General features: G+C 64.1%; 13 protein-coding genes. 4 read left to right on the plus strand and 9 right to left on the minus strand.

Annotated features, from left to right (window positions below):
* Window positions 1–111 precede the first annotated feature (111 nt).
* The 4 genes from ACLBXN_RS07070 to hemC are packed head-to-tail and all read right to left on the minus strand — an operon-like array spanning window position 112 to window position 4,343.
* Complete coding sequence (locus ACLBXN_RS07070) at window positions 112–1,422, minus strand: heme biosynthesis protein HemY (protein ID WP_043004713.1); 1,311 nt, start codon at window positions 1,420–1,422, stop codon at window positions 112–114.
* 17 nt (window positions 1,423–1,439) lie between these two features.
* Window positions 1,440–2,555, minus strand: coding sequence for a uroporphyrinogen-III C-methyltransferase (locus ACLBXN_RS07075; RefSeq protein WP_211459568.1), 1,116 nt, complete (start codon window positions 2,553–2,555; stop codon window positions 1,440–1,442).
* Window positions 2,552–3,385, minus strand: coding sequence for a uroporphyrinogen-III synthase (locus ACLBXN_RS07080; RefSeq protein ID WP_447611650.1), 834 nt, complete (start codon window positions 3,383–3,385; stop codon window positions 2,552–2,554). Before ACLBXN_RS07080 ends, ACLBXN_RS07075 begins: the two co-directional genes overlap by 4 nt.
* A 13-nt stretch (window positions 3,386–3,398) precedes the next feature.
* On the minus strand, window positions 3,399–4,343 hold the full coding sequence (hemC, locus tag ACLBXN_RS07085; protein WP_343678257.1) for a hydroxymethylbilane synthase: 945 nt from the start codon (window positions 4,341–4,343) through the stop codon (window positions 3,399–3,401).
* A 78-nt stretch (window positions 4,344–4,421) separates the two neighbouring features.
* Between hemC and ppc the strand changes: the two genes are divergently transcribed.
* Complete coding sequence (gene ppc, locus ACLBXN_RS07090; RefSeq protein ID WP_447611651.1) at window positions 4,422–7,271, plus strand: phosphoenolpyruvate carboxylase; 2,850 nt, start codon at window positions 4,422–4,424, stop codon at window positions 7,269–7,271.
* Window positions 7,272–7,714: 443 nt separating this feature from the next.
* Here ppc and flhC read toward each other — a convergent pair whose 3' ends face one another.
* The 5 genes from flhC to ACLBXN_RS07115 form a co-directional block, all read right to left on the minus strand.
* Entirely contained in the window at window positions 7,715–8,266 is a 552-nt protein-coding gene (gene flhC, locus ACLBXN_RS07095) for a flagellar transcriptional regulator FlhC (RefSeq protein WP_003052834.1), read from the minus strand.
* Between the two features lie 38 nt (window positions 8,267–8,304).
* A complete protein-coding gene (gene flhD / locus ACLBXN_RS07100) occupies window positions 8,305–8,631 on the minus strand; it encodes a flagellar transcriptional regulator FlhD (protein ID WP_003069145.1) in 327 nt (108 codons plus the stop codon).
* 581 nt (window positions 8,632–9,212) lie between these two features.
* Window positions 9,213–10,124, minus strand: coding sequence for a sulfurtransferase (locus tag ACLBXN_RS07105; RefSeq protein WP_447611652.1), 912 nt, complete (start codon window positions 10,122–10,124; stop codon window positions 9,213–9,215).
* Between the two features lie 196 nt (window positions 10,125–10,320).
* Window positions 10,321–11,235, minus strand: a complete 915-nt coding sequence (locus ACLBXN_RS07110) for a DMT family transporter (RefSeq protein WP_003052839.1) — start codon at window positions 11,233–11,235, stop codon at window positions 10,321–10,323.
* An 83-nt stretch (window positions 11,236–11,318) separates the two neighbouring features.
* A complete protein-coding gene (locus tag ACLBXN_RS07115; RefSeq protein ID WP_003078766.1) occupies window positions 11,319–12,458 on the minus strand; it encodes an aromatic ring-hydroxylating oxygenase subunit alpha in 1,140 nt (379 codons plus the stop codon).
* A 434-nt stretch (window positions 12,459–12,892) separates the two neighbouring features.
* On the opposite strand from ACLBXN_RS07115, the gene xseB reads away from it, so the two are divergent.
* The 3 genes from xseB (at window position 12,893) to dxs (ending at window position 16,047) form a co-directional block, all read left to right on the plus strand.
* Complete coding sequence (xseB, locus tag ACLBXN_RS07120) at window positions 12,893–13,132, plus strand: exodeoxyribonuclease VII small subunit (protein ID WP_043004723.1); 240 nt, start codon at window positions 12,893–12,895, stop codon at window positions 13,130–13,132.
* 38 nt (window positions 13,133–13,170) lie between these two features.
* A complete protein-coding gene (locus ACLBXN_RS07125; protein WP_447611653.1) occupies window positions 13,171–14,112 on the plus strand; it encodes a polyprenyl synthetase family protein in 942 nt (313 codons plus the stop codon).
* A 66-nt stretch (window positions 14,113–14,178) separates the two neighbouring features.
* Window positions 14,179–16,047, plus strand: a complete 1,869-nt coding sequence (gene dxs / locus ACLBXN_RS07130; protein WP_447611654.1) for a 1-deoxy-D-xylulose-5-phosphate synthase — start codon at window positions 14,179–14,181, stop codon at window positions 16,045–16,047.
* The last annotated feature ends 206 nt before the right edge of the window (window positions 16,048–16,253 follow it).

A 16,253-nucleotide genomic window follows, 5' to 3' on the forward strand; every position in this document is an offset into this window, starting at 1 on the left:
GTCGCTCGCGATTTGCCGCGGCGGCTGTGGCCTTTTGCTTTGCACCAGGGGGCTGCGGGGTCGTTGGCCGCACAGCGTCCGTGCGACGCCGTGCTCCTTGCGAGGCAGCGCCTATTCGTCCTGCGCCGGATTGTCCGGCAGTACCACCATGGCCTGGGCTGCGAGCTTCCAGGCGATGGCCGAAGCCTCCATATCGCCACGGTGCTCGGCCATCAGCGCCAGGCGCTGCCAGGCGCGGGTGCGCAACTGGGGATCTTGCAGCAGCGGTGCGGCGCGGGTCAGCAACTGCTGGGCCTTGCCCCACAGCTCGCGCTGCACGCAGGCCATGCCGGCCAGGTATTGCAGGCGCGGCTCGCGCGGGTTGGCATTGGCCGCAGCCTCCATGCGCGCCAGCCAGGCGCCATCCAGCTTGCCCAGGCTCGATTGCAGCACCTCCACCAGCTTGGGCAGATGCGTTTCCGTGCGCGGGCCGGGCTGGGTCAGCAGATGTTCCCAAACCGGCAGCAGCCAGGTGCGCGCCTGCTGGGCTTCGCCGCCCAGTTCGATCAGGCGCTCGGTGGCCGGAATGGCCACTTCGGGCATGGCGCGCTCGTCCTCGTCCAGCGACAGCCAGAACTGCTGCAGCGACGAGGTGTCGCGCGCATCGCGGATGCTGGCCAGCAGCAGGCCGCGCACCACGCTGGCCGAGGCTGCGGGAGAGAAGGCGCGGTGCTTGGCCAGCAGACGGGCGGTGTCCAGCGCCACCTGCGTGTTGCCGGACAGGCGTGCGGCCTTGAGCTTGATGCGCAGGGCAATCGTGCGGCGGCCCGCACCCAGTGGCAGCTCGCCCAGGCGCCGAATCGATTCGGCGGCATCGCGGTCGTCCAGTGCCCAGCGGGCGGCGCGCATCTGGGCGCCTTCGCGAATTTCCGAGTCCTGGGTGTTGCCGGGCACTGGCAGCACGTCCAGAGCCTGCTGCCAGTGCTGGTCGCGCAGGGCGGCATCCTGCAAGGCATGGGATGCATCGGCGGCGATCAGATGGGCGGTGGCGTTGAGGCGCTCGCCATAAGGCAGGCCGGCTTTGGCGTCGCGCAGCGATTGTTCGGTGGACAGGGCCGCGAGCGCGGACTTGCGGGCGCGCAGGAAGCGGCCGGCTTGCAGATGCGAGAGCGCTTCGAGCAGGCTCTGGTTCATGCCGCGCTCTTTTTGCTGCATGCGCCAGCGGCGTGCCTGGTGCGGCATTTGCAGCAGCACCGCCAGAGCGCGCAGCGCGGCATAGAGCAGCACGAACGCGAGAAAGAGCAGAACCAGGGCCAGGTTCAGCGACATGTCCACCCGGTAAGGCGACCAGAACCAGGTGACCGAGCTTTGGTTATTGCCGGCAAACAAGGCCATGGCCACGGCCACGGCAAACAGACCCATCAACCACAAGGCGGCGCGCATCTCTGTGTCCTCCCCGATCAGCGGCCGGCTGCCGCCGTGGCCAGTGCATTCAGCGTGTCTTCAAGCTGTACGCGTCCGCCCGAATGCAGATTGGCCTGAATCTGCTGCAGCTGTGCCTGGGCGATCTGGGTACGCCGCGAGCGTGCGTCGAAGTATTTGTTGAGCAGGGCGCCTGCCGCGCTCAGGTCGGCACGGGCCGACTCCCATTGGCGTGACAGCAGGGCCAGACGGGCATTGAGCAGTTGCAGCTTGAGGTTTTCGCGCAGGAAATAGCCCTGCTCGGGAGCCAGCAGGGCCACCTCGGGGTGATCGATGCGGCGCACGCGCACCAGGTCGGCCGCGCCGTCCCTGAAGGAGTCCCAGACCCGCTGACCCTGGCCTTGCCACCAGATCCACTGCGTGGGCGAGAGATTGGCGTCCTCGGGCGTGTCATGGGCGGCCGCCGTCTTGCGGGGCTGGGCATCGCGCGCGCGTGGGCGACCCACATCGTTGATCAGGGCCAGGTCGTCCACCTGACGGATCAGGTCTTCGATACGGCTGAGCACTCCCGTGGTGTCCGTCACGCTCATGCGCGAGAGCTTGTCCAGATCCAGGTCGATGGCGCGCACCACCGGGGCCAGACGTGGCTGGGCCGTGCTTTCCACACGCTTTCTCGCCGATTTGAGGCTGGCGACCAGCGGCTGCAGGCTGCCCGAGAGCTCGGCCTGCTGCTGGGCCATGCGTACCGAGGAGTCGATATCGGCCACCAGGTTTTCATCGCGCGAGCGCGACATGCTCTGCATCAGCTCTTCAAGCTGGTTGCGCTGCAGGCTGATTTCGGCCACACGCGCCTCCATTACGGAAACGCGTGCAGCACTGTCGCGGGCGAGATCCTGAGCGTCCTTGGCCAAGGTGCGTGCCTCCACCGACTGAGCGCCCGATTGCGCCGACTGACGCGCCAATTGCTCCTGCATATTGCCCACGCGCTGCCACAGCATGCCGCAGGCAACCAGGGCTGCGGCAGCCACCGTGCCCAGCGTCAGCACCAGAGCCACGGGCGCGCCCCGCCCGGTCTGAACGGGGGCGGGATGGTCCTGGCTGGGTGGTGGGGCTATGGGTTGCTTGTCGGAGGTGGGGATGGCATCGGAGCTCATAGAGCCGATTCTATAGACGCCACCACATCATCCAGACTTGGGCGACTGTGCAAAACCCGACCGAAACCTGCTGAAAGTGCTTTGCTGGCAATGCGTTCATGGGTGGTGAGCGCTAACCCCAGGTTCCATTTTTGTTGGGGCAGAAGCTGTTGCAGGTTGGCAACAGCTTCCGAGCTGCTGAACAGCCACAGGCTGCCGTCGCTGGCGGCCTGCCGCGCGACATCCAGCTGCTGCGCCGTCCAGCTGGGAAGCTGGCGCTCATACACGGCCAGCAGCTCCACCTCGGCACCGGCTTCACGCAGCCGGGCTGCGAGCCAGTCACGGCCCGCACCTTGGGTGGATGGTGCAGGCTTGCCAGCATTGCCGGTGGCAGGGCTGGCGCCGCGCACGATCAGCACGCGGTCGCCCGCTCGAATCTGGTCATGGACGTTCTGCCACAGCGCTTCGGACTCGAACTGGGCGGCATCGGGGCTGGGGCCGTCGATCTGGTGGGAGTTCAACCCGAGCTCCAGCAAGGCACGCTCCGTACCCGGGCCCGGAGTCCATGCTCTGGTATCAGGAGCTAGAAGCGGTTTCCCAGTAAGCGTTTGAGGCGTGTTTGGCGTAAAGAAATACTTCGCTGCATTGCCGCTGACAAACATCACGGCCCGGTAGTGCCCGGGCTTGAGCGCCAGCTGGCGTGCGCTCAGCAGAGCCTGATGGGCAGCCGGGTCCGTGCAGCCAGCGATGGCCAGCAGCGGCAAGGCCTCGGCTTGCAGGCCGCGGGCACGAAACGCGTCGACCCAGGGTTTCGCATCATGCAAAGGGCGGGTGACCAGAACACGGCGCATGGGCAGGCGTGGCTCAGTCCTGCTTGGGCGCCGCAGGCACGGCACCCGCCGCTTGCAGCTGCGCAGCCAGTTGTTCGCCCAGGGCGTTGGCGCTGGCAAAGTCCGTCACGCTGGCGCTGGCCTGCACGCGCACCAGGCCCTTGTCGCCTTCCATGTCGCCCCAGGCCGCATCCATGTGCAGGGTGTCGCCTTCAAAGCGGCCATAGGCCGCCAGTGGCATGGAGCAGCTGCCGCCCATGCAGCGGCTGACGGCGCGCTCTGCGGTCACGGTCAGCCAGGTGGGCATATGGGCCAGCGGGGCCAGGGCGTCGATGATGTCCTGGCGGTCTGCGCGCACCTCGATGCCCAATGCACCCTGGCCTGCGGCGGGAAGCATCTGGGCCGGATCGAACCTGGCGCGGATGCGCTCGCTCATCTCCAGGCGCATCAGGCCGGCGGCGGCGAGCACGATGGCGTCGTACTGACCTTCGTCGAGCTTGCGCAGGCGGGTGTTGACATTGCCGCGCAAGGCCTCGATCTTGAGGTCGGGGCGCAGCGCCTGCAGCAGGGCCTGGCGACGCAGGCTGGAGGTGCCGACAACAGCACCCTGGGGCAGCTCGTCCAGCGATGCATAGCGGTTGGAGACAAAGGCGTCGCGCGGGTCTTCGCGCGTCATCACGCAGGCCAGCACAAAGCCTTCGGGCAGCTCCATGGGCACATCCTTCAAGGAGTGCACGGCCAGATCGGCGCGGCCTTCCTCGAGAGCCACTTCCAGCTCCTTGACGAACAGGCCCTTGCCGCCCACCTTGGACAGGGCACGGTCCAGAATCTGGTCGCCCTTGGTCGTCATCCCCAGCAGATCCACGCTGTGGCCTCGGCCGCGCAAGATCGCCTGCACATGCTCGGCCTGCCACATGGCCAGCTGGCTCTCGCGTGTGGCAATGACGATGGATGTGGGTGAGGATGCAGAAAATTTCATGACGGCGCGGTCTCGAACGGGTAACAGGGAATGCTAGCATGGCGAGTTGCCTTACACCGTGCCCAAGGAGAATAGTTCATGCCTTCCGCCCGCCCCAAGAGCGCCGCACATGCAGACAAACATGGCGAAAAACCGGCACGCAAGACCGACAAGGATTTGCCGTTGATCGAGGACATACGGCTGCTGGGGCGCATTCTGGGCGATGTGATTCGCGAGCAGGAAGGTGGGCCGGCCTACGAGCTGGTCGAGCAGGTACGCCAGCTTTCGGTGGCCTTTCGGCGCGATGCCGACGAAGCGGCCGACAAGGCACTCAAGAAGCTGCTCAAGGGACTGTCCAGCGACCAGACGGTGAGCGTGATTCGCGCCTTCACCTATTTCTCGCACCTGGCCAATCTGGCTGAAGACCGCCACCACATCCGCCGCCGCGCCGTGCACGAGCGCGCCGGCAACACACAGGAAGGCAGCATCGAGGTGGCACTGGCGCGCCTGCGCTGGGCGGGCATCTCGCCCGCCACGGTGGTCGACACGCTGGCCAAGAGCTTCATCTCGCCCGTGCTGACGGCCCACCCCACCGAGGTGCAGCGCCAGAGCATTCTGACGGCCGAGCGCCGCATTGCCCAGTTGCTGGCCGAGCGCGACGATATCCTGATGCGCGCCCAGCTCTACAACAGTGCCAAGGATGCGCTCACCCCGCGCGAGCTGACGCGGGTGGAAGCGCAGTTGCGTGCCTGCGTGGCCCAGCTCTGGCAGACGCGGCTGCTGCGCCATTCCAAGCTCACGGTGGCCGACGAGATCGAGAACGCCCTGTCCTACTACGAGGCGACGTTCCTGCAGGAGATCCCCAAGATCTACGAGCAGCTGGAACAGGAGCTGGGCGAGAAGCTGCCCGAACAGAGCTTTTTGCGCATGGGCCAATGGATAGGCGGCGATCGCGACGGCAATCCCTTTGTGACGGCCGAGAGTCTGGAGTTGGCTCTGACGCGTCAGGCCGACGTGGCGCTGCGCCACTATCTGCGCGAGGTGCACTACCTGGGCGGCGAGCTGTCGCTGTCGGCCAATCTGGTCGACATCACGCCCGAGATGCAGGCGCTGGCCGATGCCTCGCCCGACCACAATGTGCACCGTAGCGACGAGCCTTATCGCCGGGCGCTGACGGGCATCTATGCGCGTCTGGCCGCGACGCTCAAGCAGCTGACGGGCGGCGAGGCGGCACGCCATGCCGTGGCGCCCCAGAATGCCTATGCATCGGCCGACGCGTTTCTGGCCGATCTGCAGATCATCGACGACTCGCTGTCGCGCTATCACGGCGATGCCCTGGCGCCGCAGCGCCTGCGCCCGCTGATGCGCGCGGTGCGGGTCTTCGGCTTCTATCTGTCCACGGTGGACCTGCGCCAGAGCTCGGACAAGCATGAGGAAGTGGTGCGCGAGCTGCTCTCGGTCGCCAAGGTCGAGCTCGATTACAGCCTGCTCGAAGAAGACGCCAAATGCGCGCTGCTGGTGCGCCTGCTCGAAGACGCACGCCCCCTGCGCGTCATGGGCGGCGACTACGGCGACCACACGCGCAGCGAGCTGGCCATCTTCGAGACCGCCAAGCGCCTGCGCGAGCGCCTGGGCGGCGAGGCGATTCGCCATTGCATCATCAGCCACACCGAGACCGTCAGCGATCTGCTCGAGGTGCTGCTGCTGCAAAAGGAAGTGGGCCTGCTGCGCGGCACCCTGCAGGACGGTGCGCAATGCGACCTGATCGTGGTGCCGCTGTTCGAGACCATCGAGGACCTGCGCAATGCTGCGCCCATCATGCGCCGCTACTACCAGTTGCCCGGCATTGCCGAGCTGGTCCGGAAAAGCGGTGGCGAGCAGGACATCATGCTGGGCTACAGCGACAGCAACAAGGACGGCGGCATCTTCACCAGCAACTGGGAGCTGTACCGGGCCGAGATTGCGCTGGTCGATCTGTTTGACGATCTGGCCGATCACTACGGCATTCGGCTGCGCATGTTCCACGGCCGCGGCGGCACTGTGGGGCGTGGCGGCGGCCCCAGCTACCAGGCCATTCTGGCGCAGCCGCCAGGCACGGTGCGTGGTCAGATCCGCTTGACCGAGCAAGGCGAGGTCATCGCCTCCAAATATGCCAACCCCGAGATCGGACGCCGCAATCTGGAGACCCTGGTGGCCGCCACGCTGGAGGCCACACTGCTGCAGCCGACCAAGCCGGCGACCAAGGCCTTCCTGGAGGCTGCGGCGTTTCTGTCTGAAACCAGCATGGCGGCCTACCGTGCGCTGGTCTATGAGACTCCGGGCTTTACCAATTACTTCTTCAGCAGCACGCCGATTCGCGAGATCGCCGAACTCAATATCGGCTCGCGCCCCGCATCGCGCAAGGCGACCCAGGCCATCGAGGACCTGCGCGCCATTCCCTGGGGCTTCAGCTGGGGCCAGTGCCGCCTGACGCTGCCGGGCTGGTACGGTTTCGGCTCGGCGATCCAGGCCTTCATCCACCGCCCCGGCAAGGATGCCAAGGCACAGCTGGCGCTGCTGCAGAAGATGTACCGCCAGTGGCCGTTCTTCCGCACCCTGTTGTCGAATATGGACATGGTGCTGGCCAAGAGCGACCTGAACCTGGCCTCGCGCTACAGCGAATTGGTGACCGACACGCGCTTGCGCCGCCGCATCTTCGGTGCGATCGAGGCCGAGTGGCAGAGCACGGTGGAAGCGCTCAACCAGATCACGGGCGACAAGCAGCGCCTGGAGCACAACTCCGCGCTGGCGCGTTCCATCCGCCACCGCTTCCCCTATATCGATCCGCTCAACCACCTGCAGGTGGAGCTGGTGCGCCGCTGGCGTGCAGGACAGACCGACGACAGGGTCAAGAACGGCATCCACCTGTCCATCAACGGCATTGCCGCCGGAGTGCGCAACACGGGTTGAGGCTGTTGATGGCTGCTCCTGAATTTGGAGCTTTTGTCGCCAATGAATAAAGGGTTTTAGGCATATAAATGCTTAAAACCCTTTGTTGTATGGCGCCACAAGCTATGAAAGTTGAAGAGTCCTCAGGCAAGCGCGCTTGCACAGCGAGCCATCCAGCAAGCGCCGTCGCAGTTTCTCGGCCATCAAGGCCGGACACGCTGAAGCCGCCGCAGCAGATCATGGAGGATAGGCTACATCTTTAGGAGCTGCTTGCGCCAACGCATAAAGGGTTTGAGGCAAGTAAATGCTTCAAACCCTTTTACGTATGGCGCTAATAGCTATGAAAGTTGAGCTTTAAAACTGGCGTGCTCCAGACCAGAGGCAGCAAGCAAGCGCCGCCGCGCAGCGAGGCTGCCGTCCCCCTCCCGAAGAGAGAGGTGGAAGCGGCACAGCCGCTCAGGGGGTTAGTGAAGCATCAAGGACCCAGCGGCCTTGCTCTTGCCGGCGCGAGCGGGAGGATTGCACAGGCCGCACTGGTAGTGGCGCGCATTCTCGTAAGGCTCGGTCACGAACTGGCCCTTGCAGACCGAGCACTGGGTGCGCGTGAGCATCTGTGCATCGACAAACTTCACCAGGCGCCAGGCGCGGGTAAAGGACAGCAGCACCTCGAGTTCGGCAGCCTGAATCTGTTCGGTATAGAGGCGATAGGCCTTGGTCAGCTGCTCGGCCGAGTCCAGCTCCACGCCCTTGGACAGGTATTCGTAGATGTTGAGGAACAGCGAGCTGTGGATGTTTTCCTGCCAGGTCAGAAACCAGTCCGTGGAAAACGGCAGCTGGCCCTTGGAGGGAGACTTGCCCGAGATTTCCTTGTATAGCCGGATCAGGCGTTCATAAGACAGCGTGGTCTCGGACTCCAGCACCTGCATGCGGGCGCCCATCTCGATGAGCATGGCGGCGCGCTCGATTTGCTTGGATTCGTTCAGAACGCTTTTGGTGGCAGTCTTGGCGGCGGGCATCTGTCTCTCCTTAAAACCAGGTAGTCGCTAGCGGGTGCTCAGAGCACTTCGGAGACACGGCTGGCCATCAGGATGTTGGCGTGCAGCGTATTGGTGGCGGCGTTGCCGATCTTGTTGCTGCTGTGGTTGGTCAGCAGGCTCCAGACCATTTCGTCATCGGCGCGGAAGCTGGCCAGCAAGGTGTTGCGCGATGCCAGCTTGAGCACCTGGGCCGAAGACAGCGAGCCCAGCAGGTCGCAGGACTCTTCGTTCAGACCCAGACGGAACACGGCCTCGGCCTTGTCCTGGCGGATCAGGGTCTGGGCCAGCATCAGGTAGGTGAGGTTGGCTTCGCGGATCTCGGCAAGCAGTTGTTCGTTGTTCATGGGTCCAGTCCTTTCAATCTCGACAGACCGTCACGGCACACACAAACAAGACGTTAAAAGTGTTTCGATCTGTTGAAATGAATTGTGTTTCAAGCCTTGATCGAACTGAAGTCGGGGAGCGTCGGTATCGCCGGTCTGGTTTTACAGGCAGGCCTGTAAGATTTCCCTTACTGCCTTGCCGTCCGTCGGGATGACTTGGGATGCCGGTTGGGGGCTGACATTGCATCAGGCCGGATTCCGCTGGTGCATGTATTGTGAATCTGTCCGGAAGATGACAAACGAGGAAATAGGCGGCTTTTTGTTCGGTATCTGATCGCCTATGAAACAAGACGGTCCGGATTCCCTGTGATAGCGGCCTGCATCCGGGTTGCCAAGCTGCATCGACATGCGAGTGCGGACATGGGCGTCGGCCATGCCGCCAAGATCCGGAGCACTGCGATGGAGCGGGCTTGGCCTACATGGGTAGGGCGCTGATCACGGCCTGGCCTGCTCAAGGAGCGGGGAGTGAACCCGGCAAGTGCAGGGAGACAGGCGTGCCCGCTCGAAGCCGGTGCCTGGAGCGGCACCGGCATGCGTCAGGCTCAGCCCCTCTCGACCGGCCGCGAAGGCTGGCTGCACCACTCGCTCCAGCTGCCGGCAAACAAGGCCGTGGGCGCGAAGCCGGCAATGCGCATGGCCAGCACATTGGGGGTGGCGCTGACGCCGCTGCCGCACTGGTGCACCACGCTGGCGGGATCGTGTCCGGCCAGCAACTGGTCAAACTCGGCCTTGAGCAGCGCTGCGGGCTTGAAGCGTCCGTCGGCGGCGATATTGCTGCTGAACGGGCGATTCAGCGCGCCCGGAATATGGCCGGCCACGGGATCCAGAGGCTCCACCTCGCCGCGGTAGCGGGCCGGGGCCCGGGCATCGATGAGGGTCTGGGTGGCTTGACCCAGATCGGCCTCGACCTGAGAGACGGTCTTGAGCGTCTCCAGCGGCTGGCCCAGTTCAAAGTTGGACTGGAAATGGCCGGGCTCTTCCCCGCTGCCCAGGGGCTGGCCGGCCGCCTGCCAGGCCTGCAGCCCGCCATCAAGCACCGCCACGGCATCGTGGCCGGCCCAGCGCAGCATCCACCACAGGCGGCCGCAGTAATTGGCGGCGTTGCGGTCGTAGACCACGGCCTGCATATCGTTGGCAAAGCCTATGGAGGACAGCCAGGCGGAAAAGCGCTCGCGCGTGGGCAGCGGGTGGCGACCCCCCGAGGCCGATTGCACGCTGGTGGCGACCTGTCCGTCCTCGCCGGGCGTGCCGTGCGGTGCGCTGAGATTCTTGTCCAGGTCGGCGAAGACGGCGCCCGGGATATGGGCCTGCAGATACTGCTCTCGGCCGGCAGGCGGGTTCATGAGGTCAAAGCTGCAGTCAAACACCATCAAGGGCTTGCCGCTGGCCTTGAGCCGGGCCAGCTGTTCGACGGAAATCAGGGTGTTGTAATGCTCGGGCGTCGAGTGGTTCATGGCTTGCTGCTCCAAAGATTGACTGTTGCAGACGGCACTGCGTGCAGCCTTGCGTGATGCAAACCATTATGCGATCGGGTCAGCGCACCGGACTCAAGCGGCCTTCATTGTTTGGATATGGCCAGCCGCGCGGATCTGGCCTGGTCGCTGACGCAGGCAGGGGGGCATGGCGCAGATGCTCGGCACCCCGGCACGGTTAGCCTCTGGAGCGCAAGGTGGTGGCAGCGGCGCCGCTGGCGACGATGAGCACGATGCCTCCCCAGCCGATCAGGGGAATGCTCTCGCCGAACAGCACCAGGCTGAGCAGGGCGGCAAACACAATGCCCGAGTACTGCAGATTGGCGACGACCAGGGTGTTGCTCTTGCTGCCGGCCGAGGCATAGGCCTTGGTCATGCAGACCTGGGCCACGGCGGCCAGTACGCCCACGGGCACCAGCCACAGAGCGCTCCAGCCGGGGAAGGGCGAGATGCCGGTGAACAGCATGGTGATGCCGCCGGCAATGGCCGAACCGACCGAGAAATAGAACACCACGCGGGTCTCAGGCTCGCCCAGGCGCGACAGGGTTGTCACCTGCATATAGGCCATGGCCGCAAACATACCGCCAAACAGGCCGCCGAGCGCGGCGACCCATTCGCTGGCCGGTGCGCTGGTCGGGCGCAGCACCAGCAGCACGCCGACAAAGCCCGCCACCACGGTGGACACCAGGCCCCAGGGGAAGGGTGGAATGGCACGGCGGGTTTCGGGCTCGGCCGCATAAGACTTGCGCAGCGTATGGCGCATCCACAGGCCCTGGGCGATGAGAAACACCGCCATCCAGATGCTGCTCATGGAGTTGAGCGTGGTGGCCGTGGCCAGCGGCAGATGGCCGATGGCGTAGAACCAGGCTCCCATGGAGATCACGCCGACGAAGCTGCGCCAGGCATGCTCGCGCGAGTACTGGGTGGTCAGCGTCACGCCGCTGCGCCTGGCCAGCCAGACCAGCAGCGCCATGCTGACCAGGCCGCGGTAGAACACGATCTCTGCCGCATTGAAGTCCTGGGAGGCAAACTTCACACACACACTCATGACCGCAAAAATCAACGCGGCCAACACCATCCACAGGGCTTGCATATCTCACTCAATTCAGCATAAAAAATAGCTGCTGTGCTTATGGGGTAAGCGATAGCAGCTATCAGTCTTGAGGTTCACCTCATTCAGCGTTGGGGAACGCTGTCACCCATGATGCGGCGATACCATTCATGGAAATGTTGCATGCCGTCTTCCATGGGGCTCTGATAGGGGCCGACCTCGTTGTCGCCGCGTTCATACAGGGCCTTGCGGCCACCGTCCATGCGCTCGGCGATCTCGTCGTCCTCGATGCAGGTTTCCATGTAGGCGGCCTTCTGGGCCTGCACGAACTCGGGCTCGAAGGCGGCGATTTCCTCGGGGTAGAAGAACTCCACCACGTTCAGCGTCCTGTCCACGGCCAGCGGGTGCAGGGTCGAGACGGTCAGCACATGCGGATACCACTCCACCATGATGTGAGGGTAGTAGGTCAGCCAGATGGCACCGCGATCGGGTAGTTCGCCGTTGCGGTAGGCCAGCAGCACCTCGTGCCACTTCTTGTAGATGTCCGAGCCCGGGTTGCCGAAGCTGGGGGCCACGCCCACGGTCTGCACCGAGTACTCGCTGGCGAATTCCCACTTCAGATCGTCGCAGGTGACGAAGTTGCCCAGACCGGGGTGGAAGGGGCCGACGTGGTAGTCCTCCAGATAGACCTCGATAAAGGTCTTCCAGTTGTAGTTGCACTCGTGCATCTCGACATGGTCGAGCACAAAGCCGTCGAACTGGAGCTGCTCGCGCAGCTTCATGCCGGCCAGATCGGCCTCGATGTCGCGGCCGTTGTCCTCGAACAGCAGTCCGTTCCACTCACGCAGGCGGTAGTTGTTGAGGTTCAGGCAGGGGTCGTGGCTGAAATGCGGGGCGCCCAGCAGCTCGCCGCTGGTGCTGTAGGTCCAGCGGTGCAGCGGGCAGACGATATTGCCGCCGGCATGGCCCTTGCCTTCGGACAGCAGATTGCCGCGCCCCTTGAGCATCACGGCCTGGCGGTGGCGGCAGACGTTGGAGATCAGCTCGATCTCGCCTTTGGCATTGCGTACCAGCGCCCGCCCCTCTTTTTCCTGAGGCAGGGCGTAGTAGTCGCCTATCTCGGGAACGGCCAGCTGGTGGCCCACATAGCGCGGGCCGCGCTTGAAAATCGTTTCCAACTCGCGCTGGAACAGCGCTTCGTCGAAATAACTTGAAACTGGTAGTTGGCTTGCGGCCTGCTGCAGTTGAAGACTTAAATCAGTCATGGATGACTTGACCTAAAGACTCCCCACAGGGAGGGTGCACGTGCGCACACGGTAAAAAACGAAACCGGCCTTGTCTGGACACGGGCCTCAGGCAATGGGCGGTGGCGCATGGCCTGCCGACGCGTTTGCCCGACCAGGATGACCAGGCACGGGGCCGGCTTGACGGGAATGGGATTATAGGCTGTGGGGTTATTTCCGTTTTTCTGGTACGTGTATTGGCGTTATTTCGTCCATGTGCCGTCGGAGCCTGTCAGCAAGTTGCCAGCCGCCTGCAAACCCTTGCCGCTGGGCAAAAAGGCGGGCGCAGCAGGCCCGGGCCGGTCGGGAATTGACAGCCAAAACATATCGCGCCAGCCGGCTTTGCGGGCATTGCACGCCAATGGTGCAGGGACGCCTAAAATCGTCGCTTCCGTCCAACATTGACCACACCATCCATGCCCAAGGCCGCTGCCGCCAAAAAATCTGAACAGCCTGCCAGCTATGAAGCTGCTTTGCAGGAGCTGGAGCAACTGATTGCACAGATCGAATCCGGTCAGCTGCCGCTGGAGCAGATGCTCAGCGGCTACCAGCGCGCTGCGGAGTTGCTGGTTTTTTGCCGCAGCCAGCTCGATGCCGTGCAGGAGCAGGTCAAGGTATTGGACGAAGGCAAGCTGTCTGCCTGGACCCAGGACTGATCCCGGTGTCCGCGCGTTTTGCCTTGAAGATGCAGCCCATGAATGAATCAATGATTGCCGAACCATCGACGCCTTTGAACGAGGGCAAGACTGCCCTGGATTTTTCCGTCTGGATGCAGGAGCGACTGGTGCGCACCGAAGACGCGCTGTCGCGCTGGGTGGGCATCAATGCACCTGCGGGTCTGGGTGAGGCCATGCGTTACGCCGTGCTCGATGGCGGCAAGCGCTTGCGACCGCTGCTGGTCTGGGCGGCCGCGGAGGCGGTTGGCGGTCAGGCCGCGGCCACGCTGCGTGCCGGTTGTGCCGTGGAGCTGATTCATGCTTACTCCCTGGTGCACGACGACATGCCCTGCATGGACAACGACACCATGCGTCGCGGCAAGCCTACCGTGCATGTGCAGTTCGGCGAAGCCTCGGCCCTGCTGGCCGGCGATGCTCTGCAGGCCCTGGCTTTCGAGCTGCTGCTGCCCGAAGACGATGGCATTCCCTGCTCCATGCAGGCCAGGCTGTGCCGCCTGCTGGGCGCGGCGGCGGGCAGCCATGGCATGGCTGGCGGTCAGGCCATCGATCTGGCCAGCGTGGGCAAGCAACTGAGCGAGGCGCAACTGCGCGAGATGCACCGTCTCAAGACCGGTGCACTGCTGCTGGGCAGCGTGCTCATGGGGGCCGCCTGCAATGCACAGACCGACGCCAGGGCACTGGCCGCGCTGACCGACTACGGCCAGGCACTGGGCGTGGCGTTCCAGGTGGTGGACGACATTCTGGATGTGGTGGCCGACTCTGCAACGCTGGGCAAGACGGCGGGCAAGGATGCGGCCAATGACAAGCCCACATTTGTATCGCTGCTGGGGCTGGAAGCTGCAAGAGCCCATGCCGAGGAGTTGCGCCTGCAGGCCCACGCCGCGCTGGCGCGCAGCGGTCTGGCCGATACCCAGGCCCTGGCCGCACTTGCTGATATGGTCGTGCAGCGCACCCATTGAGATTGAATGGAAAAGCTCTGTAACCGAATATTGGCTGGCGCTAGCAGCTATTAAAAAATATAGAACATGTCCACGAATACTTCTTCCCTGCTGCACAACATCAACGATCCCGCAGACATGCGCGGCCTCTCGCGTGCCCAGCTCAAGACGCTGGCCGCAGAGCTGCGCACCTATGTGATCGACAGCGTCTCAAGGACCGGCGGGCACCTCAGCTCCAACCTGGGGACGGTGGAGTTGACCGTGGCGCTGCACTCGGTGTTCAACACGCCCTATGACCGCATCGTCTGGGACGTGGGCCACCAGACCTATCCGCACAAGATCCTGACCGGTCGCCGCGATCGCATGGCCACTCTGCGCCAGTTCGGCGGCCTGTCCGGCTTTCCTCAGCGTGCCGAGAGCGAGTACGACACCTTTGGCACGGCACACTCGTCCACCAGCATCTCTGCTGCGCTGGGCATGGCGCTGGCCGCCAAGCAAAAAGGCGAGGACCGCCGTGCAATCGCCGTGATCGGTGACGGTGCGATGACGGCCGGCATGGCTTTCGAGGCACTGAACAACGGCGGCGTGCACGATGCCAATCTGCTGGTCATCCTCAACGACAACGACATGAGCATCAGTCCACCCGTGGGCGCGCTCAATCGCTATCTGGCACAGCTGATGAGCGGCCAGTTCTATGCCAAGGCCCGCGATGTGGGCAAGAGCGTTCTCAAGCAGGTGCCGCCCTTGCTGGAGCTGGCCAAGCGCCTGGAACAGCAGGCCAAGGGCATGGTCGTGCCTGCCACCATGTTCGAGCAGTTCGGCTTCAACTACATCGGTCCCATCGATGGTCATGACCTCGACTCGCTGATCCCCACGCTGGAGAACATCAAGGGTCTCAAGGGCCCGCAGTTTCTGCATGTGGTTACCAAGAAGGGCCAGGGCTACAAGCTGGCCGAGGCCGATCCCGTGGCCTATCACGGGCCCGGGAAATTCGATCCGGCTGTCGGTCTGGTCAAGTCCGCCATCCCTGCCAAGCAGACCTTCACCCAGGTGTTCGGCCACTGGCTCTGCGATATGGCAGCCAAGGACCAGCGTCTGGTCGGCATCACGCCCGCCATGCGCGAGGGCTCGGGCATGGTGGAGTTCCACAAGCGCTTTCCAGGTCGCTACTACGACGTGGGCATTGCCGAGCAGCATGCCGTGACCTTTGCCGGCGGCATGGCCTGCGAAGGCGTCAAGCCCGTGGTGGCCATCTATTCCACGTTCCTGCAGCGTGCCTATGACCAGCTGATCCACGACGTCGCGCTGCAGAACCTGCCCGTGGTGTTCGCGCTGGACCGCGCAGGTCTGGTGGGTGCCGACGGGGCCACGCACGCCGGCGCCTATGACATTGCGTTTGTGCGTTGCATTCCCAATATGAGCATGGCCTGTCCGGCCGACGAGCGCGAAACCCGCCAGTTGCTGACCACGGCCTATGAGCAGGATCACCCCGTCTGCGTACGCTATCCGCGCGGTGCCGGTGTGGGCGTGACGCCGCTGGAGAGTCTTGATGCTTTGCCCTTCGGCAAGGGTGAGATGCGCCGCGAATCGAGCTCCGGGAAGGTGGCGATTCTGGCCTTCGGTACCTTGCTGTACCCGGCCTTGCAGGCCGCTGAGGCACTGGATGCCAGCGTGGCCAACATGCGCTGGGCCAAGCCGCTTGACGAAGAACTGCTGCTCAAGATCGCCGCCGAGCATGAACTCATTGTCACGCTGGAAGAGGGTTGCGTCATGGGCGGCGCCGGCAGTGCCGTGATGGAATGCCTGGCCGCCAACGGTCTGAGCAAGAGCGTGCTGCAGCTGGGTCTGCCAGATGCGTTCATTGAGCATGGCGATCCCGCCAAGCTGCTGGCGCTGCAGGGGCTGGATGCCGCAGGCATCGAAGCCTCCATCCGCAAGCGTCTGGCTGCGGGCTGACGCGATACGGACATGGTTTGCGCAAGTCCGATGGATTGACACCAGGCCCTTCCATGAAGGGCCTTTTTCTTTGCTTGCCGTCAAGAAAACTGACGGCAACCGTGAATCGCCACACGGACGGCGTCTGCGTTCCTAGAATGCCTGTGGCTGTCGGCCTGTGATCAGGCTGCTGCAGCCAGCTTGGCAATCGACAACTACTAGCGGAG

This window comes from Comamonas sp. C24C (genome assembly GCF_053345995.1).

Coding starts and splice junctions, on each gene's coding strand:
- dxs (WP_447611654.1), top strand. CDS start 14,179: ATGTCCACGAATACTTCTTCCCTGCTGCACAACATCAACGATCCCGCA.
- xseB (WP_043004723.1), top strand. CDS start 12,893: ATGCCCAAGGCCGCTGCCGCCAAAAAATCTGAACAGCCTGCCAGCTAT.
- hemC (WP_343678257.1), bottom strand. CDS start 4,343: ATGAAATTTTCTGCATCCTCACCCACATCCATCGTCATTGCCACACGC.
- ACLBXN_RS07080 (WP_447611650.1), bottom strand. CDS start 3,385: ATGCGCCGTGTTCTGGTCACCCGCCCTTTGCATGATGCGAAACCCTGG.
- ACLBXN_RS07125 (WP_447611653.1), top strand. CDS start 13,171: ATGAATGAATCAATGATTGCCGAACCATCGACGCCTTTGAACGAGGGC.
- ACLBXN_RS07070 (WP_043004713.1), bottom strand. CDS start 1,422: ATGCGCGCCGCCTTGTGGTTGATGGGTCTGTTTGCCGTGGCCGTGGCC.
- ppc (WP_447611651.1), top strand. CDS start 4,422: ATGCCTTCCGCCCGCCCCAAGAGCGCCGCACATGCAGACAAACATGGC.
- ACLBXN_RS07115 (WP_003078766.1), bottom strand. CDS start 12,458: ATGACTGATTTAAGTCTTCAACTGCAGCAGGCCGCAAGCCAACTACCA.
- flhC (WP_003052834.1), bottom strand. CDS start 8,266: ATGCCCGCCGCCAAGACTGCCACCAAAAGCGTTCTGAACGAATCCAAG.
- ACLBXN_RS07075 (WP_211459568.1), bottom strand. CDS start 2,555: ATGAGCTCCGATGCCATCCCCACCTCCGACAAGCAACCCATAGCCCCA.
- ACLBXN_RS07110 (WP_003052839.1), bottom strand. CDS start 11,235: ATGCAAGCCCTGTGGATGGTGTTGGCCGCGTTGATTTTTGCGGTCATG.
- flhD (WP_003069145.1), bottom strand. CDS start 8,631: ATGAACAACGAACAACTGCTTGCCGAGATCCGCGAAGCCAACCTCACC.
- ACLBXN_RS07105 (WP_447611652.1), bottom strand. CDS start 10,124: ATGAACCACTCGACGCCCGAGCATTACAACACCCTGATTTCCGTCGAA.